The organism is Chenggangzhangella methanolivorans (assembly GCF_019797865.1).
GTDB lineage: Bacteria > Pseudomonadota > Alphaproteobacteria > Rhizobiales > Methylopilaceae > Methylopila > Methylopila methanolivorans.
The window spans coordinates 618127-643056 of sequence record NZ_CP081869.1; the positions used below are offsets into that span (position 1 = coordinate 618127).

Sequence of the window (24930 nt, forward strand, 5' to 3'; positions counted from 1 at the left end):
CGATGAGGTAGAGCAGCAGCAGCGTCGAGATCGTCAACCGGTTGAGCACGATCTCGTGCTCGCCGTCCGGCCGGTTCGAAAGCGTCCGGCGGACGTCGTCGAGGCGCGCGATGCGCCCGAGCGTTTCACGGTTCATGCGGAGCGCACCAGCAGCATCTCGCGGCGAACGAGATCGACGAACATGTCCGAGCGCATCGGGCGCCCGAAATAGAAGCCCTGGACCTCGTCGCAACCTTCCGAGCGCAGATGCGCGACCTGCGCGGCGGTCTCGACGCCCTCGGCGATGACGTCGAGATCGAGGCTGTGCCCGAGGCTGACGATCGCGCGCACGATCGCGGCGTCGTTGGCGTCGTTCTTGAGGTTGGCGATGAAGCTCTTGTCGATCTTGAGGCGATCGACTGGGAAGTGCTTCACATAGGCGAGCGACGAATAGCCCGTGCCGAAATCGTCGATCGAGAAGGTGATGCCGCGGGCCCGCAGCGCCTCGAGCTGGCGCACGACCGCGCCGGTGTCCTGGAGCAGGATCGTCTCGGTCAGCTCGAGCTCCAGGCGATCGGGCGCGAGCCGCTTTCTTCGAGAGCTTCGAGCACGAGCGCCTCGACGTCGGTCTTGATGAACTGCATCCCCGACAGATTGACGGCGACGCGCAGGCGCGGAAGGCCTTCCGAGCTCCAGGCGGCGGCCTGCTGGCAGGCCTCGCGCAGCACCCAGTTGTTGATCGGCACGATGAGGCCGTTCTCTTCCGCGCGCGGCAGGAACTCGCCCGGAGAGACGAGGTCGCCGTTCTCGCGCCGCCAGCGGATGAGCGCCTCGGCGCCGACGATCTGGCCGGTCGAAAGCGCGACCTGCGGCTGGTAATGCAGCTCGAACTCGTTGCGCGACAGCGCCCGGCGCAGATCGCTCTCGAGCACCGTGATCGCGCGGGCGTTGGTGTCCATGTCGGCGGCGAAGGCGCGGAAGCCGTCGCGGCCGTCGGCCTTGGCCCGATACATCGCAAGGTCCGCGTTCTTCAGCAGGTCGTCGACGTCGAAGCCGTTGTCCGGGAAGATCGCGATGCCGATCGAGGCCGAGGTCAGCACCTCCTCGCCGTCGAAGCGGAAGGGCGCCGAAAGCGCCTCGCGGATGCGACGCGCGAGCTCGGCCGTGTCCTCGGGGGTCGCGACGTTCGACTGCAGGATCGCGAACTCGTCGCCGCCGAGGCGCGCCACCGTGTCGCTCTCGCGCACGGTCGCGCGAAGACGGTCGGCGACGGCGCGCAGCAGGCGGTCGCCGAAATGATGGCCAAGGACGTCGTTGATGCCCTTGAAGCGATCGAGGTCGAACAGATGCAGCGCGAACTTGCGGTCAGAACGCCGCGCCTGGGCGATCTCGTGGCGCACGCGCTCGTGCAGCAGCGCGCGGTTCGGCAGGTCTGTCAGCGTGTCGTGATGGGCGAGGTGGCGCAGATGCCGCTCGGCGCGGCGGCGGTCGGTGATGTCGAGCGAGGTGGTGAGCACCGCGACGATCTCGCCGTTCGCGTCGCGCAGCGGCGCCTTGGTGGTGAGCACGTAGCGGGTCTCGCCGTCGAGGCCCGTGATCTCCTCCTCGAAGCTCGGAAGACCCGTGCCGCTCTCGCAGATCAGGCGGTCGAGCGCGGCGCTGCGGACGCCCTGCTCCTCGCCGAAGAGATCGACGGCGGTGCGCCCGAGAAGGTCAGCGGCCTCGACGCCCTTGACCGCGGCCTGATGCGCGTTGACGAAGATGCAGCGCCCCTGCCGGTCGGCCGCGCTGATCATCGCGGGCACGGTGTCGATCACCTGGGCGAGGCGCTCCGTCGAGTCGCGCAGCGCCTGGGCGCGCGACTGCTCGCTGGTCCTCAGTTCGTGCTCCAGCGTCATCGCCCGGCTCGCGATCAAGAGCTGCTGGCGGCGCATCTTGAGGAGGTTGCGGGCGCGGGTGAGGAACTCGTGGTGGTCGACGGGGCTCTGAAGGAAGTCGGTCGCGCCGGCCTCGAGCGCGCTCAGGCGGAAGGACCTCTCCTCATAGACCGTGAGCACCACCACCGGGACGTCGTCGCAGCCGGCGAGCTGGCGGAACCGGCGCGTGAACTCCGCGCCGTCGATGTCCGGCATCTTGAAGTCTGTGACGACGAGATCGGGCGTGTTGTCCGCCATCCAGGCGAGCGCCTCGAGCGGATTGCCGAAAGCGCGCACGTCCACGTCCGGTTCGATCGTGGCCGCGAGCCGCGCGAAAATGTTCCGGTTGGTGACTCGATCGTCGAGAATGCAGATGAGCGCCATGTGCTCTCACGGAACTTCGGTTCGTCGCGGCAGTCCGATGACGTGCGAAACAAAGGCGCTCTTTCGACCGGCCGCGACTGGCCCGATCCTTTCCCGAAGGTGTAGCAAGCGCGGCTTAAGGAAACGAAAATCCCGGAGAATGGCGAGACGTGAGTCTGATTTAAGGTTTCAATCGTCTAAAAGCTTATTATTCAGCAGCGCATGTCTGACGCGATAAGATTAGCCCCAGCGGCCGCTCAACCAAAAGTGGTCATCGTCGGCGCAGGGCCCGCGGGCCTCGCCGCGGCTGAACGCGCGGCGGCGGCCGGATGCGCGGTCGACGTCTTCGAGCGCATGGCCTCGCCCGCCCGCAAGTTCCTGCTCGCAGGCCGCGGCGGGCTGAATCTTACGCATTCCGAACCGCTTGAGGGCTTTCTCTGTCGCTATGGCGCAGCCGGGGAGGCGCTTGGCGCGGCGATCCGCGCCTTCCCGCCGGAGGCGCTGCGCGCCTGGAGCTCGGAGCTCGGGGTCGACACCTTCGTCGGCACCAGCGGGCGCGTTTTTCCGAGCGTTTTCAAGGCCTCCCCGCTGCTGCGCGCCTGGCTCGGGCGCCTCGCCCGACAGGGGGTGCGGATCCATCCGCGCCATCTCTGGACGGGATTTTCCGAGGCCGGCGCGGCGCGCTTCGAGACGGCGGAGGGCGCGCGCGAGGCGGCGGGCGACGCGGTGGTGCTGGCGCTCGGCGGCGCGAGCTGGCCGCGGCTCGGCTCCGATGGGACGTGGGCCGAGGAGCTCGGACGCGCCGGCCTGCCGGTCTCCCCGCTAAGGCCTGCAAATTGCGGCTTTATCGTCGATTGGTCTCCGGCTTTCGCGGGCCGTTTCGCCGGAGCGCCGATCAAGCGCGCCGCGCTGACTTTCGAGGGCGTGACGGTCCGCGGCGAGGCGGTGGCGGCGGCGGACGGCCTCGAGGGCGGAATGATCTACGCGCTCTCGGCCCGGCTGAGGGACGCGATCGCGCGCGGCGCGGCGGATGAGGGGGTGGAGGCGGCGCTCGACCTCCGCCCCGACCTCGACGCCGCCGCGCTGGCGCGCAAACTCGCCCAACCTCGCGGCAAGCGCTCGCTCTCGACGCATCTCGCAAAGGCCGTGGGCCTTTCGCAGGTCGCGATCGCGCTGCTGCGCGAAGCCGGCCCGCCGCGATCCGATCCGGAAGCGCTCGCCCACGCCATCAAGGCGACGACGCTGCGGTTCCGCGCGCCGAAACCGATCGACCGCGCGATCTCGACGGCGGGCGGGGTCGGCTTCGACGGGCTCGACGCGTCCTTCATGTCGCGCGCCCGGCCCGGCCTGTTTGTCGCCGGCGAGATGCTGGACTGGGAGGCGCCGACCGGCGGCTATCTGCTCCAGGCCTGCTTCGCCACCGGGTTCGCGGCGGGCGACGCGGCGGCGCGATGGGCGCTCGCCCGGCGACAGGACGCGGACTGAGACGTCAGCCCGCCGCAGCCTCGAGGCGCGCGAGCGCGCGGGCGCGGCCGACGAAGGGCAGCAGCCGCGCGAGCTCCGGCCCGCCCGGCTCGCCGGTCAGCGCCAGGCGCAACGGAAGGAACAGCCCGCGACCCTTCCGGCCGGCGGCGGCTCCGAGCGCCGCGGTCCAGGATTTCCACGTGGTCTCGTCCCACGGCTCGTCCGGCAGCAGCCGCGCCGCCTCGACGAGGAGCGGCCGGTCGTCTTCGGCCGCCGCAGGAGACGAGAACGCGTCATCGGTCGCGATCCGCCACCAGTCCGCAGCTTCCGCGACGGTCCGCAGATTGCCGCGGACCGTCTCCCAGAACGCCGCGCCCCCGCCGACGCCAAGCGCTGCGAGACGCGGAGCGACGATCTCGAACGGCAGCGCATGCGCAGTCTTCGCCGACAGCGCCGCAAGCTCTTCGGGATCGATCCGCGCGGGCGCGCGGGACAGACGCGACAGATCGATCAACCCTGCGAGCTCGTCGAGATCGCCGACCGGCCGCACCGCCTCGGCTGAGCCGATCAGCGTGGCGTAGGCCGCGACCGCGAGCGGCTCGATCCCCTCCTCCCGCAACGTCCCGAGCGAGAGCGCGCCGCTGCGCTTGGAAAGCCCCGCCCCGTCCGCGGTCGTCAGCAGGTTGTGGTGGGCGAGCCGGGGCGCCGACGCGGCCAGCGCCGCGAACAGGTCGAGCTGCACGGCGGAATTGGCCACATGGTCCTCGCCGCGGACGATGTCGGTGATCCCGAGCGCCGCGTCGTCGACGACGCTCGTGAACACGTAGAGGAACGTGCCGTCGTCGCGGCGGATCACCGGGTCGGAGAGGCTCGAGAGATCGATCTCCTGCGCGCCGCGCACGCCGTCGTCCCAGGCGACGCGGCCGCCGGTGAGGCGAAACCGCCAGTGCGGGCACCGCCCCTCGGCCTCGAAGGCGGCGCGCTTTTCGGGCGTGAGCTTCAGGGCCGAGCGGTCGTAGATCGGCGGCCGTCCCGAGGCGCGCGCCAGACGGCGGGCGCGGTCGAGCTCCTCCTCCGTCTCATAGGCCGGATAGACCCGGTCGCCGAGCTTGGCGAAGGCCTGCTCGTAGAGCGTCGCGCGTTCGGACTGCCGCACTTCGAGCGCGGGCGTCAGGCCGAGCCAGGCGAGATCCTCGCGGATGGCTTCGACATACTCCTCGCGCGAGCGCTCGACGTCGGTGTCGTCGATGCGCAGCACGAAGCGGCCTCCGGTCTTCTTCGCCATCAGCGCGTTCAGCAGCAGCGTGCGGGCGTTGCCGAGATGAAGCCGCCCGGTGGGGGACGGGGCGAAGCGGAAAGTGGTCATGAGCGGAAGCCGACTGCGTGCTTCGAGACGGCCCTGCGGGCCTCCTCAGCATGAGGGAGAACTGAGGATCCAGGCGAACTCAAGCGGTCCTCATGCTGAGGAGCGGCCATCAGGCCGCGTCTCGAAGCACGCAGTTCCTTTCCCTCACCCGCCATCACGAAACCTGTTCACGATCGGGTAGCGGCGGTCGCGGCCGAAGTTGCGGCGGGTGACCTTCACGCCGGGCGCGGACTGCCGGCGCTTGTATTCGGCCAGATACAGCAGCCGCTCGATCTTCTTCACCGTCGCTTCGTCATGGCCCCTCGCCACGAGGTCGGCGACGCGCGCGTCCTCCTCCACGAGGCCGTCGAGGATCGCGTCGAGCTCGTCATAAGGCGGCAGGCTGTCGGCGTCCTTCTGGTTCTCGCGCAGCTCCGCGGTCGGCGGCTTGTCGATGATGTTCTGCGGGATCACCTCGCCGTCGGGCCCCAGCGCGTCGTCGGGCTTCCAGCGGTCGCGCAGGCGGCAGAGCCGGAAGACTTCCGTCTTGTAGAGATCCTTCAGCGGGTTGAAGCCGCCGTTCATGTCGCCGTAGAGCGTGGCGTAGCCGACCGACATCTCGGACTTGTTGCCGGTGGTGACGACCATCGGCCCGAACTTGTTGGAGATCGACATCAACAGCGTGCCGCGCGCGCGGCTCTGGAGGTTCTCCTCCGTCACGTCGCGCTCCCGGCCCGCGAAGGTCTCGGCCAGCACGGCCTCGAGGCCCTCGACCGCCGGCGCGATCGGCAGGATGTCGTAGCGCACGCCGAGCGCGGCCGCGCAGTCCTTGGCGTCCTTGAGGCTCTCGTCCGACGTGTAGCGGTAGGGCAGCATCACGCAGTGGACCTTTTCGGCGCCCAGCGCGTCCACGGCCATGGCGGCCGCGAGCGCCGAGTCGACGCCGCCCGAAAGCCCCAGCACCACGCCCGGAAAACCGTTCTTCGCCACATAGTCGCGAAGGCCCAGCACGCAGGCGCGGTAGTCGGCGCGCTCGTCCTCCTCGAGCGCCGCCATCGGCCCCTCGACGCAGGTCCAGCCGCCAGCCCCCCGCGTGTAGGCGACGGTCGCCACCTCCTCGACGAAGCCGCGCATCTGGAAGGCGAGGCTGCGGTCGGCGTTGAGGCCGAAGGAGGCGCCGTCGAAGACGAGCTCGTCCTGCCCGCCGACCTGATTGAGATAGACGAGCGGCAGCCCGCTCTCGACCACGCGCGCGGCGACGACGTTGAGGCGGACCTCGGCCTTCTTGCGCCAATAGGGCGAACCGTTCGGGACGAGCAGCAGCTCGGCGCCGGTCTCGGCGAGACACTCGACGACCTCGTCGGTCCATATGTCCTCGCAGATCGGCACGCCGAGGCGCACGCCGCGCACCACCACCGGTCCCGGCAGAGGGCCGGCGTCGAACACGCGCTTTTCGTCGAACACGCCGTAGTTCGGCAGGTCGACCTTGTGGCGCACGGTCACGATGGCGCCGCCGGACAAATGCGCGACCGCATTGGTGAGCCGGTCGCCCTCGCGCCATGGCAGGCCGATCAGCACGTCCGGCCCGCCGTCGGCGGTGTCGGCGGCGAGCGCGGCGCAAGCGTCGCGGCAGGCGTCCTGGAAGGCGGGCTTCACCACGAGATCCTCGGGCGGATAGCCGGCGAGGAAGAGTTCCGGGAACACGATCAGGTCCGCGCCCTGCCCCGCGGCCTCGGCGCGCATGCGCCGGGCGCGCGCGAGATTTCCCGACACGTCGCCGACGGTCGGGTTCGCCTGCGCGAGCGCGATGCGGAGCGTGTCGGCGGGGGGTGTCGGAGCCATGCGGCTCGTCTAGCGCGCCCGCGGAAAAGCGGCAATCGCGATGCGTCAGGCGACGCGAAGGGCCGCGGGCGGCGCGGCGAGCCGAACCGCGTTGCGGCCGCCGGACTTCGCCTCGTAGAGAGCGGCGTCGGCGCGCGCGACCAGACGCTCGATGGCGGCCGGCGGCGACACCGCGACGCCGACGCTCAGCGTCAGCACTCCGCCCGGCGCCGCGGGGTTCGCGACGCCCCTCGCCTCGACGGCGGCGCGGATGCGCTCGGCGATCGAGAGCGCCTGCTGGCCGTCGACCTCGGGCAGGATCGCGACGAACTCCTCGCCGCCGAAGCGGGCGAGCAGGTCGCGGCTGTGGCGCAGCTCGCCGCTGATGACGCCCGCGACCGCGCGCAGGCACTCGTCGCCCGCGGCGTGGCCGCGGGTGTCGTTGAGGCCCTTGAAGTGATCGATGTCCATCATGAGCACCGCGCACTGACCGCGCTCCGGCCGGCCCTGAAGCGCGGCGTAGGCCTCGTCGAAGCCGCGTCGGTTGGAGACGGCGGTGAGCGCGTCGGTGCGCGCGATCGCGTGCAGGCGCCCGTTCATCTCCTCGATCTCGGCCATCTTCAGCCGATCGACGAGGCCGAGCACGAAGACGCGGTACTGGAGCTTGTTCATCGCGCGCTTGGCGAGCGCGAGACCGATCAGCCCGACGCCGAAGAACGCCGCCATCTGGAGCTTTTCGGCGATCGACAGGTCGGCGGTCGGGGACGTCGCCATCAGGATCGCCAGCGCCGTCATCACGGAGGTTGTGAGCGCGACCGTGTCGCGCCAGGCGATCCGCGAGATCACGATCGCGGTGCCGCACATGAAGATGGCGTGGACGACGTAGCGCTCGGCGAAATGCTGGCGGGCCTGCTCGGCCATGAAGCCGGCGAGCGCGACGACCGCGAGGCAGACCGCGATCGTCAGCAGCCCCTCGACGTCCGAGCGCCGCGCGAGAAAGATCGCGCCCGCCCCCAGAGCGAGCACAAGGCTGATCGCGATGCGCGCGACCACGACCTGCTCGAGCGCGCCCGGCGGCACGATGAAGAACGCGAGCGCGCAGCACAAGATGTTGAGCGCCGCCGCCCAGAGCATCCAGCCGGCGTTGATCTTGGTGCGGGTGTGCCGCGTGTGCTCGAGATAGGCGTCGTGGATCTGCGGCGGCAGGACGAGGTCGCGGGTGCGCACCTTGGACAACGCGATGAGGGTCGCGGCCATCGCGGGGTGCTGGAGCAGGCGGTCGGTCGAGAAGGCCTGCCCTGCGTCGTCTGACAAAGATTCCACCATGCCGAAAAGCGTCGTCTCGAAGTTCGCGCAGAGCGAGCCTCGCCCGAAAAAGCTTCAGGAAGGTGAAGTCTCGTCAAGCATTTGATTTAATTGGCGTTCGTTTCCGCGGCCGGCATGACGGCGCGTGCGCGCCGCCATGTTCCGTTCGCGCGGCCAACCGCTCACTCGGCGGCGACGACCTGCCGGGGACCGCGCGCGGCGCGCTCCTTCTTGAGCTCCTCGGCCACCAGGAAAGCGAGCTCGATCGCCTGCTCGGCGTTGAGGCGCGGGTCGCAGAAGGTGTGGTAGCGGTCCTGCAGGTCCGCGTCAGAGATCGCGCGCGCGCCGCCGGTGCATTCGGTGACGTTCTTGCCCGTCATCTCGACATGGACGCCGCCGGCATGGACGCCTTCCGTGCGGCAGACCTCGAAGAAGGCCTCGACCTCCTGCAGGATCCGCTCGAAGGGGCGCGTCTTGTAGCCCGACGAGGACTTGATCGTGTTGCCGTGCATCGGGTCGCAGGCGAGCACGACCTTGCGGCCGCCATTCTTCACCGCGCGGACGAGGCCCGGCATGTGGTCGAACGCCTTGTCGGCCCCGAAGCGCATGATGAGCGTGAGGCGACCGGCCTCGTTCTCGGGGTCGAGCGCGTCGATGAGCTTCATCAGCTCGTCGGGCTTGAGCGAGGGGCCGCACTTCAGGCCGATCGGGTTCTTCACGCCGCGGCAGAACTCGACATGGGCGTGGTCGAGCTGGCGGGTGCGGTCGCCGATCCAGATCATGTGGCCCGACGTCGCGTACCAGTCGCCGGTGGTCGAGTCGACGCGGGTCAGCGCCTGCTCGTAGCCGAGCAGCAGCGCCTCGTGGCTGGTGAAGAAATCGGTCTGGCGCAGCTCCGGGCTCGACTCCGGGTTGATGCCGCAGGCGCGCATGAAGTCGAGCGCCTCCGCGATCCGGTCGGCGACCTCCTGGTAGCGGCCGGACTGCGGGCTCTCCTTCACGAAGCCGAGCATCCACTGATGCACGAAGTCGAGATTGGCGTAGCCGCCGGTGGCGAACGCGCGCAGCAGGTTCATGGTCGCGGCCGACTGGCGGTAGGCCTCGAGCTGGCGGCGCGGATCGGGGATGCGCGACTCGGGCGTGCCCTCGGACCCGTTGATGATGTCGCCGCGATAGATCGGCAGCTCGACGCCGCCGATCGTCTCGGTCGGGGACGAGCGGGGCTTGGCGAACTGGCCCGCGATGCGGCCGACCTTCACGACCGGGGACGCGGCCGCATAGGTCAGCACCACCGCCATCTGCAGGAAGACGCGGAAGAAGTCGCGGATGTTGTCGGCCGAATGCTCGGCGAAGCTCTCGGCGCAGTCGCCGCCCTGCAGCAGGAAGGCCTCGCCGTTCGCGACCGCTGCGAGCTTGCGCTTCAGCTTGCGGGCCTCGCCCGCGAAGACGAGCGGCGGAAACGAGGCGAGCTGGTCCTCGGCGGCCTTGAGCGCGGTCAGGTCCGGATAGACCGGCGACTGCTCGATCGGCAGGTTTCTCCAGCTCGACGGGCTCCAACGCTCCGACATGACTTCGCTCCAACTGACCTTCGCGCCGAGCCCTTCTTTTCGGGAAACGACAAGGCGCCGCCCGGCCTCGCGGCCGCTCGTTCGGCGGACCCTCTAGCACCAAGGGCGCCACGACGCCAACCGTCTCAGCCGGGACCTTCGGAGGGTCGCGGCTCGATCGTGTCCCGAAGCGGACGCTCGGGCATCCGCCACAGAGATATAAGCGCCGCCGTTCCTAAAATGGCCGCCAGGAACGCAAGCCTGAACGTGCCGGGCTCGACGACCGCAGGACCGTGCTCGCCCCCCTCGGGCCCGAGCCCTGCGCCGAGCACGATGGCGCCCAGGATCGCGACGCCGAAGGCTGCCCCCATGGAGCGCAGGAAGGCCAGAAGTCCGGTGGCGGCCCCGAGATCGTGCTGGGCGACGGCGTTCTGCACGCTCACCGTCCCGACCGGAAAGATCGGGCCGATGCCGAGCCCGTAGAGGAACAGCAGCGCGAGCGAGACGAGGAAGGAGCCGTGCTCGACGCTGAGCGCAAGCCCCGCAAGCGCCGCGATCGAGAGCGCGAAGCCGCAGAGCGAGGGCGTGCGGTAGCGCTTCAGCTTCGGCACCGCGCGCCCGGTGAGCGCGGCCCCGATCACGGCGCCCGCCCCCATCAGAATGAGGCCGACGGCCGCGAGATCCGGCCCGACGCCGTTCCGCGTCTGCAGGAAGACCGGGATGATCGTCGTCAGCCCGATGAAGCCGCCCGCGCCGCAGGCGACCGCAAGCGCGCCGCGCGCGATCACCTTGTTCTTCAGAACCTTGATGGGGATCAGCGGCTCCGCGAAGGTCTTCACCCGCCACGCGAACAGCGCCGCGGCGACGAGCGCGGCGCCCGCGAGGCCGAGCACGTCGGGCGCCGCCCATTCGCCGCTCTGGCGGCCGAGCGAGAGCGCGAGCATCGCAAGCGAGGTGGCGGCGACCACGAGGATCGCGCCCGGCACGTCGAGCCGGTGCGGCCGCGGGTGGAACGGCAGGTCCTTCAGCGGGCCGTTCATCATCCAGAGCGCGACCAGGCCGATCGGCAGGTTGATCCAGAACACGAGCGACCAGTGAAGGTGCTGGGCGAAGACGCCGCCGACCAGCGGCCCGGCGACGCTCGCGGTCGCCCAGACGGCGGAGATCTGGGCCGCGTATTTCGCCCGCTGCTTCGGCGGCACGAGGTCGCCCATCACGGTCTGGGCGAGCGCGATCAGCCCGCCGCCGCCGAGCCCCTGGATCGCGCGGCCGGCGACGAGCCAGAGCATCGAGGGCGCGAGCGCGCACAGCACCGAGCCCGCGAGAAAGATCGTCACCGACACGAAGATGATCGGCCGGCGCCCGTGGATGTCGGCGAGCTTGCCGTAGAGCGGCGTCACGGCGGTCGCGGTGACGAGATAGGCCGAGACGATCCAGGGGAGATACTCGACCGAGCCGAGCGAGCGCCCGATCGGCACGATGGCCGGCGCGACGATGGTCTGGTCGAGCGCGGCGAGCAGCATCGCGGTCAGCACGCGACGATGATCTGTTTCTTGCGCGTCTCGGTGAGCGGAGCCGGGGCGGCCGCCGTCTGGCGGTCCATCAGGCGCCCCTCCCCGCCCGCTCGAAGATGGCGTCGAGCCGCGCCTTGATGTCGTCGGGCTCGCTGAAATAGTACATGCCGCCGAGCATCGCGACGAAGGCGGGATTGTCGGCCGCCTCCCGCTCCATCCGGTCGATCGTCGCGTGGCCGACGGCGTTTTCGAGCGGTCCCGCGGCGAAGAGGCCGAGGACGTTCGGATCGGACTCGATCTTGAGGACCGCCAGCGCAAGATCGACGAGCTTTTCGGGGTCGCCGGCCGCGAGATCGTGCTCGTGGTCCATCAGCGCGTACCAGTTGTCGTCGCAGTCCTTGGCGGGCTTGCTCTTCTGCTCGATCCAGACCCGCGCGAGCTCGTCGATCGTGAGGTTTCTGAAGTCGATCGGAACGGCAGGCCGGCGCGCCTCATCGTGATCGGCGTCCCAAGCCGCGGCGTCCGCGATCGCCTCGAGCCGCGCCCTCGTCCGGCCTTCCGCCCAAAAGCAGACGCCGCCGAGCAGCCATCGGAAATCGGCGCTTTCGCCGGCCGCGGCCTCGATCTCGTCGACCAGAGCGTCGCCGTGGCGGTGGACCAGCGCCGTCATCAGCCGGTCGTTGAGCTGCATCCTGACGCTTCGGTCGGTCTCCGCGCGAAGCACCTCGAGCACGAGCGCCAACGCGCGACGCGGCTCCTCATGCGGCAGATGATCGAAATACTGCTCCGCCTCGAAGACGTCCGGAATCCGTTCCCGCAGGCCGAAATGCTGGATGCGCCGCCACTGCGCGGCGAGTTCGGGAACGTCCATCGCAGCGTATCGCTCGCCGCGCGGGGCGAGCGGGTGGCGGGGAACAGGCTCGGTGGCCGCGATCCAAGCGCTCTTGAACAGGGGGTCGTCGTCCCCCGAGGTCACGACGCTCCCCTGCGACGCGGCAAGGCCATCACCCCGTCCACTTCTGCCTCAGCGTGACGAGCTCCTCGGCCGCGCTCGGATGCAGCGCGACGGTCGCGTCGAAGTCGGCCTTGGTCGCGCCCATCTTCACCGCGATCCCGGCGACCTGGATCATCTCGGCCGCGTCCTCGCCGACGATGTGGACGCCGAGCACCTTGGTCGTCGCGGCGTCGACCACGAGCTTCATCAGCACCTTCTCGTCGCGGCCCGACAGCGTCGCCTTCATGGAGCGGAACCGCGTCTTGTAGATGTCGACCTCGCCCTTCTCGCGGGCCTCCGCCTCGGTCAGCCCCACGGTCCCAAGCTCGGGCGTCGCGAACACCGCTGTCGGGACGTTCGAAAGGTCGACCGTCGTCGGCCGCCCGCCATAGACCGTGTCGGCGAAGGCGTGGCCCTCGCGGATGGCGACGGGGGTGAGGTTCATGCGGTCGGTGACGTCGCCCACCGCATAGATCGACGGCGCCGAAGTCTGCGAGAATGCGTCGACCTCGACCGCGCCCTTCTCATTGAGCCTCACGCCGGCGGCCTCGAGCCCGAGGCCGCCGACATGCGGCGCGCGGCCGATGGCGAGCATCGCCTGATCTGCGTCGAGCGTCTCGCCGGAGGCGAGCGACACGCGCTTCGAGCCGCCCTCGCCCGCCGCGATCGAAGCGATCCGTTCGTTGAGCCTGACGATGACGCCGCGCTTTTCCAGCCCCGCCTTCACCTCGTCGCGCAGATCCTCGTCGAAGCCGCGCAGCAACTTCTCGCCGCGATGGACCAGCGTGACCTGCGAGCCGAGGCCGGCGAAGACGCCGGCGAACTCGATGGCGATGTAGCCGCCGCCCGCGATCACGATTTTCTCCGGCAGCTCAGCGAGATCGAACGCCTCGTTGGACGAAATCGCGAGCTCGGCGCCCGGGAATCCCCGACCGTCGGCCCGCCGCCGGCGGCGACCAGGATGCGCTCGGCCGTAATCTCGGTCCCGTCCGCGAGCCGCACCGCGTTCGGCCCCGCGACGACCGCGCGCTGGCGATGGATCGCGACGCCGGCCTTGGCGAGGTTCTGCTCGTAGAGCCCGGAAAGCCGCGCGATCTCCTTGTCCTTGGCGGCGATCAAGGCGGCCCAGGAGAAGGTCGGCTCGGCCGGGAACGACCAGCCGAAGCCGGCCGAATCCTCGAAGCCGTCCGGGAAGCGGCTGGCGTAGACCAGCAGCTTCTTGGGCACGCAGCCGCGGATCACGCAGGTGCCGCCGATGCGGTATTCCTCCGCGACCGCCACGCGCGCGCCGTAGCCCGAGGCGATGCGCGCGGCGCGCACGCCGCCCGACCCCGCGCCGATGACGAAGAGATCGACGTCGTACTGGCTCATGTGGACCCGGACCCGCCTGGCGTCAGATGTCGACGCCGCGCTTCTTCATCTCCTGGCGAAGGCGCGCGATGATGTCGGTGCTCATCCGCTGGCTCCAGACCTGCGTGCGCTCATAGCTCGCCTGCAGGACGCCCGGCAGGTTCTGCACCAGCTTCTTGCCGGTCTCCGAGGTGTAGAACGTCTTGATCTCGGTAAGCTCCTGCGCGGAGAAGCGCTGGGCGTAGACCGTCGCGATGTCGTTCATGAGGTCCTCCTTGCGCTGGAGGAACTCGGGCTCGACGATCTTGAGGACCTCGCCGAGATCCTTGGCGATCTCGGGACGCGTGCGGGTCAGCGTGTTCTTGGCCTCGTCGAGGAAGATCGGGACGATGTCTTTGATGCTGTCGGCGGCGCCAGAGACGTCGATGACCTCGCGGGCGGCCTTGACCTGCTCGGCGGACGGCGCGGCGTCCCCGGCGGGCGCCTGCGCGAAGGCGGGGGAGAACGCGAAGGCGGCGAAGAGGGTGGCGGCCGCAAGGCCGGCGCGGAGCGTCGCGTTCATGCGATCTTCCTTGGCTGCTCGACGAGGCCCTGGCCCGGCTCGAGCGTGATGACGCCGTCGGGGCCGGCGACGATGGCGAGGCTCGCGAGCCCGATGAACAGTCCGTGCTCGACCACGCCCGGGATCCGGTTGAGCGCGTCGGAGACCTGACGGGGATCGTCGATGCGGCCGAAATGGGCGTCGACGATGATGTGGCCGCTGTCGGTCACGACCGGGCACTCGTCCTCAGCGCGGCGGATGCCGACCTCGCCGGAGCCGCCGAGCTCCTGGGCGAGCCGCGCGATGGCGCGGCGCGTCGACTCCTTGCCGAAGGGCACCACCTCGATCGGCAGCGGAAACGCGCCGAGATGGGGCACGCATTTGGTCTTGTCCGCGATGACGATCATGCGCTTCGAAGCGAAGGCCACGATCTTCTCGCGCAGCAGCGCCGCGCCGCCGCCCTTGATGAGGCGAAGCTCCGGGTCGATCTCGTCGGCGCCGTCGATGGTGAGATCGAGTTCGGGCGTGTCCTTCAGCGTCGTCAGCGGCACGCCGTGACGCTCGGCGAGCTCGCGCGTCGCCTCGGAGGTCGGCACGCCGACCACGTCGAACCCTTGCGCGACCCGCTCGCCGAGCAGCTCGACGAGATGCGCCGCGGTCGAGCCCGTGCCGAGGCCGAGCTTCATGCCCGGCTCGACATAGGCGAGCGGCCTCGGCGGCCGCGCGTTTGAAGTCGTCAGTGCTCAAGACGTCCCGTCCTTTCAGCGCGAAGGGATCGCTGGCGATGTTTTCAAAGTCCCGCGACCAGCAGGTATTTCACATCGACGAATTCGTCGACTCCCCGCGGCGTTCCTTCGCGGCCATGACCGCTTTCCTTGACGCCCCCAAAAGGCGCCAGCTCGGTCGAAATCATGCCTGAGTTGATGCCGACCCCGCCATATTCAAGGGCCTTAGCGACCCGGAATGTCCGTCCCACGCCGCGCGCATGGACGGACGCGGCGAGGCCGAAATCGTCGGCGTCGACGTTCGCCAAGACCTCGTCCTGGGTCTCGAAACGGATGATCGGCGCGGGCTGCGTCGGTCCGTGCATCGGAGTTGGGCTCCGCCGTGAGGAAGGCGCGGTCTAGCACGGCGCCCGCGCGGGACGCCACCCGGCGCGCGGCGGCGGACCTCCCGCAAGCGAGACGCCGGAAAGAAACGAAGCGATGTAAAGGCGAGGCCGCGCCGGGACCCGGCGGATCCTAGCCCCCGCACCAGCCAGACGATCGCGACGCCGATCGCCGCCGACACCACCCCGATCACGCGAAGCGCGTTTTCGGGCGTCGCCACGATGTTTTCGCTCGCCCGTCGCGCCCGCCCGGAAAGCCCGCGAAGAGGAGACCCTCGATCGCGAGCAACAGTCCGAGCGCGGCGAACAGGTCGCTCATCAGGGGCGGGCGTCTGCCCGGGCTGCGGCGCGGCGGCGCGCGGCGCGGCGCCGGTGGGGCTGCTCGAAGTACTTGAAGAACGGGCTGTCGGGCGCGAGCACCAGACGCGTGCCGGTCTTCAACGAGGTTTCGTAGGCCTGCATCGAGCGGAAGAAGGCGAAGAAGTCCGGATCGGCGCCGAAGGACTCGGCGAGGATGCGGGTCTTCTCGGCTTCGCCCTGGCCGCGCAGGATCTCGGCGTCGCGGTTCGCTTCGGCGACGATGACCTGCGCCTCGCGGTCGGCGCGAGCGCGCATGCCCTGCGCCGTCTCGGGCCGCGAGCGCGGATCTGGGCGGCTTCCTGGGCGCGTTCGGACGACATGCGGTCGAACACGGCCTTGGAGTTCTGCTCGGGAAGATCGGCGCGACGGATGCGGACGTCGACGATCTGGAGCCCGAAGCGGTCGGCCTCGCGGTTCGCCTGGTCGCGGATGCGCGCCATGATCTGGTCGCGGCGGTCCCGGACGATCTGCTCGAAGCTGTTGGAGCGGATCGCCTCGAGCAGCGCGTCGGTCAGCACGTTGGTCAGGCGCGTGTTGGCCTGCTCGATCGTGCCGACGGCCTGACGGAAACGCAGTGCGTTGGTGATCTTGTACCGCGAGAAGGCGTCGACCACGAGGCGCTGGCTGTCGTTGGCGGTCGCTTCACGCTCCGGCAAATCAAGGTCGAGCACGCGCTTGTCGATGCGCGTCACGCTCTCGATGAACGGAACCTTGGCGTGAAGACCGGGCTCGGTGACGGTGGCGACCGGCTGGCCGAGGCGCAGCACGATGACCTGCTCGGTCTCGCTGACCTGATAGAGGGCGCTGTAGCCGGCGACGGCGACCAGGAAGGCGATCACCGCGAAAGCGGCGCCGAAGATGGACTTGTTCATCTCGCGCGCTCCTTACGGGATCGACCGCGCCGCGCGCGGCGCGACGGGCTGCTGGTCAAGCGGCAGGTAAGGGACGACGCCCTGCCCCGCGGCCTTCTGGTCGATGATGACCTTGTCGACGCCGCCGAACACCCGCTCCATCGTCTCGAGGAACAGGCGCTCGCGGGTCACGTCCGGAGCCTTCTTGTACTCGGCCACCACCTGGCTGAAGCGCGAGGCCTGGCCCTGCGCGTCGGCGATGGAGGTCGCCTTGATGCCCTCGGCCGCCTGGATGGTCTGGGTCGACCTGCCTCGCGCCTCGGGCACCACGCGGTTGGCGTAGGCCTGGGCGTCGTTGGTGGCGCGGATGCGGTCGGCCTGCGCCACCTGCACCTCTCGGAACGCCGCGATGACCTCGCCCGGAGGCGCGATCTTCTGGAGCTGCACCTGCGCGATGTCGATGCCGGACTCGTAGCTGTCCAGCGTCTTCTGCATGAGGTCGCGCACGGCCGCGGCGGTGACCGCGGCGGACTGCACGTCCTCCTTGGGCTGGACAGGCTCGACCGGCGGCGCGCCGGGCGCGGCGGTCGGCGGAGTGACGTCGGTCTCCGGCGTGCCTTCCGTCAGGATCTGCGACAGCTTGGAGCGCCCCACGACCTCACGCATGGCGCTTTCGGCGACCGCCTTGATGGTGCCTTCCGGGTTCTGAAGCTTGAACAGGTAGTTGGCCGCCCCGCTCGGGCGGTTCGCGGCGCCGTCGGCCGGCTTGATGACCCACACGACCGAGAAATTGACGTCGACGATGTTGCCGTCGCCGGTCAGCATCAGGCTTTCCTGCGGGACTTCGCGGCTCGACACGCTGCGCTGGCCGCCGACGGAGGAGCGCATGCCGACCTCGATGGAGTTCTGCGTGGTGACCTTGGGAGTCACGACCGTCTCGATCGGATAGGGCAGATGGTAGTTGAGGCCCGACTGGGTCGTGCGGACGAATTCGCCGAAGCGCAGCACGATGCCTTCCTCGTCCGGCTCGACTCGGTAGAAGCCCGACAGGCCCCAGGCGATCGCCGCGACCGCCACCAGGGCGAACACGCCCTTGGCGCTTCCGCCGCCGCCCGGAAACACGCCGCGAAGCCGTTCCTGGGCCCGGCGCAGAACCTCGTCGATGTCCGGCGGCTGCGGGCCGTTGCCCCCTCCGCCGCCCGAGGGCCTCTGCGGGCCCTGACCCCACGGGCCGCCCGGCTTGTTGCCCCACGGGCCGCCGCCGCCGCTTTGGTTGCTCCAGGGCATCTGCTCTCCTTCTGCGCGCCGGCCGATCCGCCGTCGATCCGCGGCGCCGCATATATTGCCGCCGTGCAACACGTTCAACGCGCACGGCGTGGGCGACGCTCGTGCGGCGCCGTAACAGAACCGTCAACCGCAATTCACGCGCGCGGCGATCACGAGGCCTTCAGCGCGTCACTCGCTGCGCACCCGCACGAGGTCGCGGAACGTGAAGGCGTGGTCGTCTTTCGGGCCTGGCTGATGCTCCTCCCGGAACGTCTCGCGCCAGCGCGCGGGGTCGTATTTCGGGAAGAACACGTCGCCGTCGACCTCGGCCTCGACCTCGGTGAGGCGCATGCGCGAGGCCTTGGGCATGAAGAGCTCGTAGATCTCGCCGCCGCCCGCGCAGATGATCTCGCTTGCGCCCATCTCCTCGGCGATCGCCTCGGCGAGGCCGAGCGCGTCGGCCAGGTCATGGGCCACGTGGACGCCGGTCTCCTTGAAGGCCCGGTCGCGCGTCAGCACGATGGTCTCGCGTCCCGGCAGCGGCCGGCCGATCGCCTCATGGTTCTTGCGGCCGACGATCAGGGGCTTCCCGATCGTCACCTCCTTGAACCGCTTGAGGTCGCTCGACAGCCGCCACGGCAGGCCGTTGTCGCGGCCGATGACGCCGTTGGAGGCGACGGCCGCGACGAGGACGATCGGAGCGCTCACTCGATCGGCCGTCCCCGCAGGCACAGCGGGTTCCACAGCGCCTGCACGGTGCGGGTCTCGTCGGCGCCGAGCGTCTCGATCGCGGCGTCGCCCTGCTTGTAGCGATAGACGAAGCGCACCAGGCTCGGCTTGTCGCGGCCGATATAGATGGTGGCCTGGCCGCAGACGGCCTCCTGCTTGCCGTCGGTGCGGCGGCGGAAGTTCTCGAAGCCGAAGCGCGCGGGCTTGCCCGCATAGGCCGACTTCAGCTTGGCGCGCAGCGCCTGCTCGGTCTCGGTGTAGACCTGCGGCGTGCTCTGCGCGGCGGCCGCCCCCGACCACATCGCCGCGCCCGCGACGGCGAGCGCCGCAATCGTCCTAAATTTCATCACGTTACGTCCTCGTCCCCGTCGCGCCGCCCAGCGCGATCTTCCGCGAGTCGCGCGAGCGCGTCCCCGCTCGTGCGATACACCGTCCAGCCGTCCATCGCTACGGCTCCAAGGCTCTCATAGAACGCGATCGCGGGAGCGTTCCATTTCAGCACCGACCATTCGAGCCGTCCGAGCTTCTCTTTCGCGCAACGCCGCGCCAGCGAGGCGAGCAGCGCCTTCGCCACGCCGCGGCGGCGGAAGGCCGGCCGGACGTAGAGATCCTCGAGATGGATCCCGTGGCGGCCGACGAAGGTCGAGAAGGTGTAGAACGAGAGCGAAAAGCCGGCCGGCTCGTCGTCGATCTCGGCGATCTCGCCGAACACGCGCGGATGTGGGCCCCCGAGCGCGGAAGCGAAATCCCAAGGCGTCGCCACGGCTTCGTGAGCGAGCTTCTCGTAGTCCGCGAGCTCGCGCACCAAGCTCCAAATGAGCTCCCCATCCTCGGGGAGCGCCTGCCGGACGACGAGGCTCACACCGCCACCGGCGCCTTGATGGCCGGGTGCGGGTCGTAGTTCTCGAAGGCGATGTCCTCATACGACACGTCGAACAGTGAGCGCGGCCCGGAGAGCCTGAGGCTCGGCAGCGGGCGCGGCTCGCGCGAGAGCTGCTCGCGGGCCTGCTCGACGTGGTTGAGGTACAGATGCACGTCGCCGAAGGAGTGCACGAAGTCGCCGACCCCGAGCCCCGCGTCGCGCGCCACGAGGTGCGTCAGCAGCGCGTAGGACGCGATGTTGAACGGCACGCCGAGAAAAATGTCGGCCGAGCGCTGATAGAGCTGGCAGGAGAGCCGCCCGTCGGCGACGTGGAACTGGAACAGGCAGTGGCAGGGCGCGAGCGCCATGTCCGGAATGTCGGCCGGGTTCCAGGCCGAGACGATGAGGCGGCGCGAGGACGGGTTGCGCTTGATCTCGGCCAGCACCTCGGCGAGCTGGTCGATCACCCGTCCGTCGGGCGCCGCCCAGGAGCGCCACTGGCGGCCGTAGACCGGGCCGAGATCGCCGTTCTCGTCCGCCCACTCGTCCCAGATGCTGACGCCGTTGTCGCGCAGATAGCCGACATTGGTGTCGCCGCGGATGAACCAGATCAGCTCATGGACGATCGACTTCAGATGGAGCCGCTTGGTGGTGACGAGCGGAAACCCTTGAGTGAGGTCGAAGCGCATCTGCGCGCCGAAGAGCGAGAGCGTGCCGGTGCCGGTCCGGTCGTCCTTGGCGACGCCGTGATCGAGGATATGGGCGAGCAGATCGAGATAGGGACGCATCGCGGCGCTCCTCGGAAGTCAGGAACGGCGCACCTTACTCCCGGCCGCCCCCGGGCAGCCAGATCGACCGGGGCGCCGTCAACAGGCGATCGCCGCGCCCCTTCCGCCGCCGGCTCCGATCGCCTATATTCCGAAGCGCCGGGGATACCCGGCTATGGTGATAAACGGCCGCCGCAATAAACCCTTCGGACCCGGGGGCAGTACCCGGCGCCTCCACCGAAGCCCATGGGCCTCTTGGCCTGGCGTGGGCTTCGGCGGGGGCGAAACAGGATCGACGGGGGCGTAAAGGGCGAACTTTCACCCGGTATTGTTCCGCCGTTATCGGGCTTTTTTATAGTTGCCAACGACAACTATGCTCCGGTTGCTCAGGCCGCGTGAGCGGTTTGAAAGACCACGCTTAAAGTCCTGATGGGTTAGCATTCGTCAGGCGGGGTTCGGAGGTACCTGGCAACAGAAACCTCCACTTCCCTTCCCCTCTCTTCCGAACGTTCCGTCGTCCCGCCAGCCGCATGGCCGCCATGCGTCACGCTGCGTTGCAGCATGACGCCGTCCGGACCAGCTTCCGCGCTCTTGTCTGGTCCGGCACGAAAGCGAAAACCCATGACGAGCGCAGCCGACTGCCTGCCCCCCTGCGACGCGCCGGACCATCAGCGCGGCGAAGAGCTCGTCCGCGTCGTCGCGCCGCACGGCGCGGCGCTCGGGCAGCTCGCGCTGTCTGTGGGCGGCCTTGCGATCGGCACGGGCGAATTCGCGGCCATGGGCGTGCTGCCGGACGTCGCGGCCGACATCGGCTCGACCATCCCGCAGGCCGGGCACATGATCTCGTCCTACGCGCTCGGGGTGACGATCGGCGCGCCGCTGTTCGCGGTCGCCTTCGCGCGGGCGCCGCGGCGGGCGTTGCTCATCGGACTGATGGCCTTCTTCCTTCTCGGCAATGTCGCGAGCGCGCTCGGCCAGGGCTATTGGCAGGTCGTCGCGGCGCGTTTCGTCGCGCGGCCTTCCGCATGGGGCCTATTTCGGCGTCGCCATGCTGTTCGCGGCCTCAATGGTCGAGCCGTCGCGCCGCGGCCAGGCGGCCGCCAACGTGCTGCTGGGCCTGAGCATCGCCAACGTGGTCGGGGTGCCGGCCGCGACGTGGCTCGGCCAGACCTTCGGCTGGCGCGCGACCTTCATTTCGGTGGCGGCGCTCGCCGCGCTCACCATCGCGCTCGTGCGCGCCTGGACGCCGGAAGTGTCCCCGACCGGCGCGAGCCCCGCGCGCGAGCTCGGCGCGCTGAAGAAGCCGCAGGTGCTCCTGACGCTCGGCGTCGCGGCGGTCGGCTTCGGCGGCATCTTCGCCGTCTATTCCTACGTGGTCCCGACCCTCGTCGAGGTGACCCGGCTGCCCGCCTCCGCAGCGCCCGTCATGCTCGCCGTCCTCGGCTGCGGCATGATCGCCGGGAACATCGCGGGCGGCCGGCTCGCCGACAAGGCGCTGAAGGCGACGATGGTGGGCGTGCTGATCTACAGCGCGCTGGTGATCGGCGCCTTCGTCTTCACCTCCGTCAACGCGTACGCCGCGGCCCTGAACCTGTTCCTGATCGGCGGCTGCATCGCGATGGGGCCGGCGCTCCAGACGCGCCTGATGGACGTCGCCGGCGACGCCCAGACGCTTGCGGCGACGCTGAACCATTCGGCCTTCAACATCGCGAACGCGCTCGGGGCCTGGCTCGGCGGCCTTGCGGTCGCGGCGGGCTTCGGCTGGACCGCCCCGGGCTGGGTCGGCTTCCTGCTGGCGCTCGGCGGGCTCGCGCTGCTCCTGACGTCGCTCGCGCTCGATCGACGGGAGCGCGCCGCCGCCTGAACGGTCGCAACCGGGAGCCATTGGCCTTCCGTCGTGGAGCGTTTCGCCTCTCTCGGGCGTATTGGTGTCTGTGACGCCTCTCACGCCGGAGCCGGCCTTGTGATCACGCGGCGCCTCGCCATCGCTTGTCTGGTCGCCATCGCGACAGTCGCCCCCGCCGTCGCGCAGGAGGGGCCGAAGCCGTTCGACAAGGCCGCGTTCGATGCGGCGTTGGCCGCGGGCGGGCCCTTCGTGGTCCACGTCACCGCGCCCTGGTGCCCGATCTGCCGCGCCCAGAAGCCGATTCTCGCCAGGCTGCGCGCAGAACCCCGCTTCAAGGACTTCGGCCAGTTCGAGGTCGACTTCGACTCCGACAAGGCGTCGCTGCGCGTCGTCAATGCGCGGCTTCAGAGCACCCTGATCGTTTACCGTGGCGGCAAGGAAATCGCGCGCACCGTCGGCGACCGCGAAGAGGGCTGGATCGAGGAGCTCATGGAGAAAGCGCTGTGACCGCCAAAGCGCGCTCAAAGAATCTCCGCCGCGCGACGAGCGGTCGCGATGTTTTCGCCGCTCCGAATCCGCCTATGTAGCGGGCATGACGACGACGCCGCCTCCGGCCCCCCCGGCCCAGGACTTCATCCGGTACGATCTGCTGACGCAGAACGCGCTGAGAAGCGTCGTGCGCGACGTGCTCATGCGGGTGTCGCGCGAGGGCGTGCCGGGCGAGCATCATTTCTACATCTCGTTCCGCACCACCGATCCGGACGTGCGCCTGTCGCAGCGCCTTCGCGAGCGCTATCCGGCCGAGATGACGGTCGTGCTCCAGCACCAGTTCTGGGACCTCGAGGTCGACGACGACGGCTTCGAGGTCGGCCTGTCGTTCGGCAACGTGCCGGAAAAGCTTGTGGTGCCGTTCCGCTCGATCACCGGCTTCTTCGACCCCTCGGTGCAGTTCGGCCTCAAGTTCGACCATCCGGACGCCGAAGCTCTCGACGCCGAAGAGCCGGCGGCCGAGGCCGAAGAGCCGGCCGCGGAGATCGCGGCCGAGCCGGAGCCCGAGACGACGCATCCGCCGGCCGGCGGCGCGGAAGTCGTCAGCCTCGACAAATTCCGCAAGAAGTGACGGTCGGCCCCGCGGCGACGTTCGCCGGGGGCGACGAGTGACGCGCTCGTCCGGAGCGTGCTAGGGAGCCTGCGCCGCGACGCGCGCGGCTGAAAGCCCCTTTCACGCAAGCTGAAGAGAGCGCCGATGACCGCGACCCGCACCGAAACCGACAGTTTTGGTCCGCTCGAGGTGCCGTCCGACAAATATTGGGGCGCGCAGACCCAGCGGTCGCTGCAGAACTTCAAGATCGGCGGCGAGACGATGCCGAAGCCGCTGATCCGCGCGCTCGGGATCATCAAGCGCTCGGCCGCCCTCGCCAACAAGGAGCAGGGCTCGATCGACGGGAAGCTCGCCGACGCCATCGCGGCCGCCGCCGCAGGAGGTCATCGACGGCAAGTTCGACGATCACTTCCCGCTCGTCGTCTGGCAAACCGGCTCCGGCACCCAGTCGAACATGAACGCCAACGAGGTGGTGTCGAACCGCGCCATCGAGGCGCTCGGCGGCGAGATGGGCTCGAAGAAGCCCGTTCACCCGAACGACCACGTCAATATGAGCCAGTCGTCCAACGACACCTTCCCAACCGCGATGCACATCGCGGCGGCCGAGGAGATCGAGCGCCGCCTGTTGCCGCAGCTGAAGCATCTCGAGGACGCGCTCCAGGCCAAGGCGAGCGCGTTCGAGCACATCATCAAGATCGGCCGCACCCACACGCAGGACGCGACCCCGCTGACGCTCGGCCAGGAATTCTCGGGCTACGTCGCGCAGGTTCGCCTCGGCGCGGAGCGTATCCGCGAGACGCTGAAGCATCTCTATCCGCTCGCCCAGGGCGGCACGGCGGTCGGCACCGGCATCAACGCCAAGGTCGGCTTCGCGGAAAAATTCGCTGAGAAGGTCGCCGAGATCACGGGCCTGCCCTTCGTCACCGCGCCGAACAAGTTCGAGGCGCTCGCCGCCCACGACGCCTATGTGTTCGCCCACGGAGCGCTGAACGCGCTCGCCGCCGGCCTGTTCAAGATCGCCAACGACATCCGTCTGCTGGGCTCCGGGCCGCGCTCGGGCCTCGGCGAACTCGTGCTGCCCGAGAACGAGCCCGGCTCCTCGATCATGCCCGGCAAGGTGAACCCGACGCAGTGCGAGGCGCTGACGATGGTGTGCGCCCAGGTGTTCGGCAACAACGCGACGATTTCGTTCGCCGGCAGCCAGGGACACTTCGAGCTCAACGTCTACAAGCCCGTCCTTGGCTACAACATGCTGCAATCGATCAGGATTCTCGGTGACGCGGCGGTCAGCTTCGCGGACAATTGCGTGGCGGGAATCGAGGCGGACGAGACCCGCATCGCCGACCTGATGAGCCGTTCGCTGATGCTCGTCACGGCGCTCGCCCCGACGATCGGCTACGACAACGCGACCAAAGTGGCGAAGACCGCGCACAAGAACGGCACGACGTTGCGTGAGGAAGCCGTCAAGCTTGGCTTTGTGTCGGCGGAAGACTTCGACCGCATCGTTCGCCCGGAGTCGATGATCCGCCCCGGTTGAACCCCTTGCGCAAGACGGTAATCCGGTGGCGCTCGATTTGCTTTCAAGGCGAGTGTAATAAAACAAGTCGATGGGCGAAATCGTGAACTTGCGGCGAGCCCGCAAAACCAGAGCGCGAGAAGAGGCGGAGGCGCAAGCCGCCGCCAACCGCGCCCGGTTCGGGGCAAGCAAGCAGGAGCGGGAGGCCGAAAAGGCCGAACGCGACGCATCGGTTCGTCGACATGAGGGGCATCGCCGCGAAACCGGGGGCGACGGAAGCGAATGAACGAACCGTCGAAGCCAATCGACCTGGGCCAGTCGGGCCTTGTCGACGCCCTTGGCTCGAGGCAAGCGGAGGGGATCGTCGTGCAGGGCATCCTCGCG

Annotated in this window: 21 protein-coding genes, 1 other RNA gene and 5 pseudogenes; 7 read left to right on the plus strand and 20 right to left on the minus strand. The window is 69.4% G+C overall.

Features of this window, described 5'->3' with window-relative positions; translation table 11 throughout:
* Positions 1-132: 132 nt before the first annotated feature.
* Positions 133-2279, minus strand: a pseudogene (locus K6K41_RS03265) (GGDEF/EAL domain-containing response regulator).
* Positions 2280-2480: 201 nt separating this feature from the next.
* Here K6K41_RS03265 and K6K41_RS03270 point away from each other — a divergent pair.
* Entirely contained in the window at positions 2481-3743 is a 1263-nt protein-coding gene (locus K6K41_RS03270) for a TIGR03862 family flavoprotein (protein WP_261403886.1), read from the plus strand.
* 4 nt (positions 3744-3747) lie between these two features.
* Here the strand turns inward: K6K41_RS03270 and K6K41_RS03275 are convergent, their stop codons facing one another.
* From K6K41_RS03275 to K6K41_RS03355, 19 genes and pseudogenes are all read right to left on the minus strand, one after another.
* Complete coding sequence (locus tag K6K41_RS03275; protein ID WP_261403887.1) at positions 3748-5088, minus strand: glutamate--tRNA ligase; 1341 nt, start codon at positions 5086-5088, stop codon at positions 3748-3750.
* Positions 5089-5232: 144 nt separating this feature from the next.
* Positions 5233-6909 (minus strand): NAD+ synthase, encoded by a 1677-nt coding sequence (locus K6K41_RS03280; RefSeq protein ID WP_261403888.1) that lies wholly within the window; start codon positions 6907-6909, stop codon positions 5233-5235.
* A 45-nt stretch (positions 6910-6954) separates the two neighbouring features.
* On the minus strand, positions 6955-8214 hold the full coding sequence (locus tag K6K41_RS03285) for a GGDEF domain-containing protein (protein ID WP_261403889.1): 1260 nt from the start codon (positions 8212-8214) through the stop codon (positions 6955-6957).
* Between the two features lie 161 nt (positions 8215-8375).
* Positions 8376-9761 (minus strand): class II 3-deoxy-7-phosphoheptulonate synthase, encoded by a 1386-nt coding sequence (locus K6K41_RS03290; RefSeq protein ID WP_261403890.1) that lies wholly within the window; start codon positions 9759-9761, stop codon positions 8376-8378.
* 125 nt (positions 9762-9886) lie between these two features.
* Complete coding sequence (locus tag K6K41_RS03295; RefSeq protein WP_261403891.1) at positions 9887-11275, minus strand: MDR family MFS transporter; 1389 nt, start codon at positions 11273-11275, stop codon at positions 9887-9889.
* Between the two features lie 67 nt (positions 11276-11342).
* On the minus strand, positions 11343-12230 hold the full coding sequence (locus K6K41_RS03300; protein WP_261403892.1) for a DUF6869 domain-containing protein: 888 nt from the start codon (positions 12228-12230) through the stop codon (positions 11343-11345).
* Positions 12231-12258: 28 nt separating this feature from the next.
* Positions 12259-13619, minus strand: a pseudogene (gene gor, locus K6K41_RS03305) (glutathione-disulfide reductase).
* A gap of 22 nt (positions 13620-13641) precedes the next feature.
* Positions 13642-14160, minus strand: coding sequence for a DUF2059 domain-containing protein (locus tag K6K41_RS03310; protein WP_261403893.1), 519 nt, complete (start codon positions 14158-14160; stop codon positions 13642-13644).
* Positions 14157-14886, minus strand: a pseudogene (gene rpiA / locus K6K41_RS03315) (ribose-5-phosphate isomerase RpiA). The gene K6K41_RS03310 and the pseudogene rpiA overlap by 4 nt, the downstream one beginning before the upstream one ends.
* A 43-nt stretch (positions 14887-14929) precedes the next feature.
* Positions 14930-15148, minus strand: a pseudogene (locus K6K41_RS03320) (aldehyde dehydrogenase family protein); the annotation flags it as partial.
* On the minus strand, positions 15049-15468 hold the full coding sequence (locus tag K6K41_RS30145) for a hypothetical protein (protein ID WP_428978564.1): 420 nt from the start codon (positions 15466-15468) through the stop codon (positions 15049-15051). The gene K6K41_RS30145 and the pseudogene K6K41_RS03320, both read right to left, overlap by 100 nt.
* The gene (locus K6K41_RS03325; protein ID WP_428978565.1) at positions 15438-15566 is read right to left on the minus strand and encodes a hypothetical protein; all 129 of its coding nucleotides are present in this window, start codon (positions 15564-15566) and stop codon (positions 15438-15440) included. Before K6K41_RS03325 ends, K6K41_RS30145 begins: the two co-directional genes overlap by 31 nt.
* Complete coding sequence (locus K6K41_RS29245) at positions 15566-15709, minus strand: hypothetical protein (RefSeq protein WP_315855133.1); 144 nt, start codon at positions 15707-15709, stop codon at positions 15566-15568. Before K6K41_RS29245 ends, K6K41_RS03325 begins: the two co-directional genes overlap by 1 nt.
* Positions 15685-16479, minus strand: a complete 795-nt coding sequence (hflC, locus tag K6K41_RS03330; protein ID WP_315855134.1) for a protease modulator HflC — start codon at positions 16477-16479, stop codon at positions 15685-15687. The genes K6K41_RS29245 and hflC overlap by 25 nt, the downstream gene beginning before the upstream one ends.
* A 12-nt stretch (positions 16480-16491) precedes the next feature.
* The gene (gene hflK, locus K6K41_RS03335) at positions 16492-17745 is read right to left on the minus strand and encodes a protease modulator HflK (protein WP_261403895.1); all 1254 of its coding nucleotides are present in this window, start codon (positions 17743-17745) and stop codon (positions 16492-16494) included.
* A 168-nt stretch (positions 17746-17913) separates the two neighbouring features.
* A complete protein-coding gene (locus K6K41_RS03340) occupies positions 17914-18432 on the minus strand; it encodes a dihydrofolate reductase (protein WP_261403896.1) in 519 nt (172 codons plus the stop codon).
* Complete coding sequence (locus K6K41_RS03345) at positions 18429-18800, minus strand: hypothetical protein (protein WP_261403897.1); 372 nt, start codon at positions 18798-18800, stop codon at positions 18429-18431. The genes K6K41_RS03340 and K6K41_RS03345 overlap by 4 nt, the downstream gene beginning before the upstream one ends.
* Positions 18800-19315 carry a GNAT family N-acetyltransferase gene (locus K6K41_RS03350; RefSeq protein WP_261403898.1) on the minus strand — a complete coding sequence of 172 codons (516 nt, stop codon included), beginning with the start codon at positions 19313-19315 and terminating at the stop codon, positions 18800-18802. The genes K6K41_RS03345 and K6K41_RS03350 overlap by 1 nt, the downstream gene beginning before the upstream one ends.
* Positions 19312-20103, minus strand: coding sequence for a thymidylate synthase (locus K6K41_RS03355; protein WP_261403899.1), 792 nt, complete (start codon positions 20101-20103; stop codon positions 19312-19314). Before K6K41_RS03355 ends, K6K41_RS03350 begins: the two co-directional genes overlap by 4 nt.
* Before the next feature lie 97 nt (positions 20104-20200).
* On the opposite strand from K6K41_RS03355, the gene ssrA reads away from it, so the two are divergent.
* The 6 genes and pseudogenes from ssrA (at position 20201) to K6K41_RS03385 (ending at position 24832) form a co-directional block, all read left to right on the plus strand.
* Positions 20201-20568, plus strand: a transfer-messenger RNA (tmRNA) gene (gene ssrA, locus K6K41_RS03360).
* 562 nt (positions 20569-21130) lie between these two features.
* A complete protein-coding gene (locus tag K6K41_RS03365; protein WP_261403900.1) occupies positions 21131-21946 on the plus strand; it encodes an MFS transporter in 816 nt (271 codons plus the stop codon).
* A 99-nt stretch (positions 21947-22045) separates the two neighbouring features.
* A complete protein-coding gene (locus K6K41_RS03370; RefSeq protein WP_261403901.1) occupies positions 22046-22435 on the plus strand; it encodes a thioredoxin family protein in 390 nt (129 codons plus the stop codon).
* Positions 22436-22520: 85 nt separating this feature from the next.
* The gene (locus K6K41_RS03375; protein ID WP_261403902.1) at positions 22521-23048 is read left to right on the plus strand and encodes an SspB family protein; all 528 of its coding nucleotides are present in this window, start codon (positions 22521-22523) and stop codon (positions 23046-23048) included.
* A gap of 126 nt (positions 23049-23174) precedes the next feature.
* Positions 23175-24567 (plus strand): annotated as a pseudogene (gene fumC, locus K6K41_RS03380) (class II fumarate hydratase).
* A gap of 70 nt (positions 24568-24637) precedes the next feature.
* The gene (locus K6K41_RS03385) at positions 24638-24832 is read left to right on the plus strand and encodes a DUF4169 family protein (protein WP_261403903.1); all 195 of its coding nucleotides are present in this window, start codon (positions 24638-24640) and stop codon (positions 24830-24832) included.
* Positions 24833-24930: the final 98 nt, after the last annotated feature.

Coding starts and splice junctions, on each gene's coding strand:
- K6K41_RS03270 (WP_261403886.1), top strand. CDS start 2,481: ATGTCTGACGCGATAAGATTAGCCCCAGCGGCCGCTCAACCAAAAGTG.
- K6K41_RS03275 (WP_261403887.1), bottom strand. CDS start 5,088: ATGACCACTTTCCGCTTCGCCCCGTCCCCCACCGGGCGGCTTCATCTC.
- K6K41_RS03280 (WP_261403888.1), bottom strand. CDS start 6,909: ATGGCTCCGACACCCCCCGCCGACACGCTCCGCATCGCGCTCGCGCAG.
- K6K41_RS03285 (WP_261403889.1), bottom strand. CDS start 8,214: ATGGTGGAATCTTTGTCAGACGACGCAGGGCAGGCCTTCTCGACCGAC.
- K6K41_RS03290 (WP_261403890.1), bottom strand. CDS start 9,761: ATGTCGGAGCGTTGGAGCCCGTCGAGCTGGAGAAACCTGCCGATCGAG.
- K6K41_RS03310 (WP_261403893.1), bottom strand. CDS start 14,160: ATGAACGCGACGCTCCGCGCCGGCCTTGCGGCCGCCACCCTCTTCGCC.
- K6K41_RS03325 (WP_428978565.1), bottom strand. CDS start 15,566: ATGAGCGACCTGTTCGCCGCGCTCGGACTGTTGCTCGCGATCGAGGGT.
- K6K41_RS29245 (WP_315855133.1), bottom strand. CDS start 15,709: ATGCAGGCCTACGAAACCTCGTTGAAGACCGGCACGCGTCTGGTGCTC.
- hflC (WP_315855134.1), bottom strand. CDS start 16,479: ATGAACAAGTCCATCTTCGGCGCCGCTTTCGCGGTGATCGCCTTCCTG.
- hflK (WP_261403895.1), bottom strand. CDS start 17,745: ATGCCCTGGAGCAACCAAAGCGGCGGCGGCGGCCCGTGGGGCAACAAG.
- K6K41_RS03345 (WP_261403897.1), bottom strand. CDS start 18,800: ATGAAATTTAGGACGATTGCGGCGCTCGCCGTCGCGGGCGCGGCGATG.
- K6K41_RS03355 (WP_261403899.1), bottom strand. CDS start 20,103: ATGCGTCCCTATCTCGATCTGCTCGCCCATATCCTCGATCACGGCGTC.
- K6K41_RS03365 (WP_261403900.1), top strand. CDS start 21,131: ATGCTGTTCGCGGCCTCAATGGTCGAGCCGTCGCGCCGCGGCCAGGCG.
- K6K41_RS03375 (WP_261403902.1), top strand. CDS start 22,521: ATGACGACGACGCCGCCTCCGGCCCCCCCGGCCCAGGACTTCATCCGG.
- K6K41_RS03385 (WP_261403903.1), top strand. CDS start 24,638: ATGGGCGAAATCGTGAACTTGCGGCGAGCCCGCAAAACCAGAGCGCGA.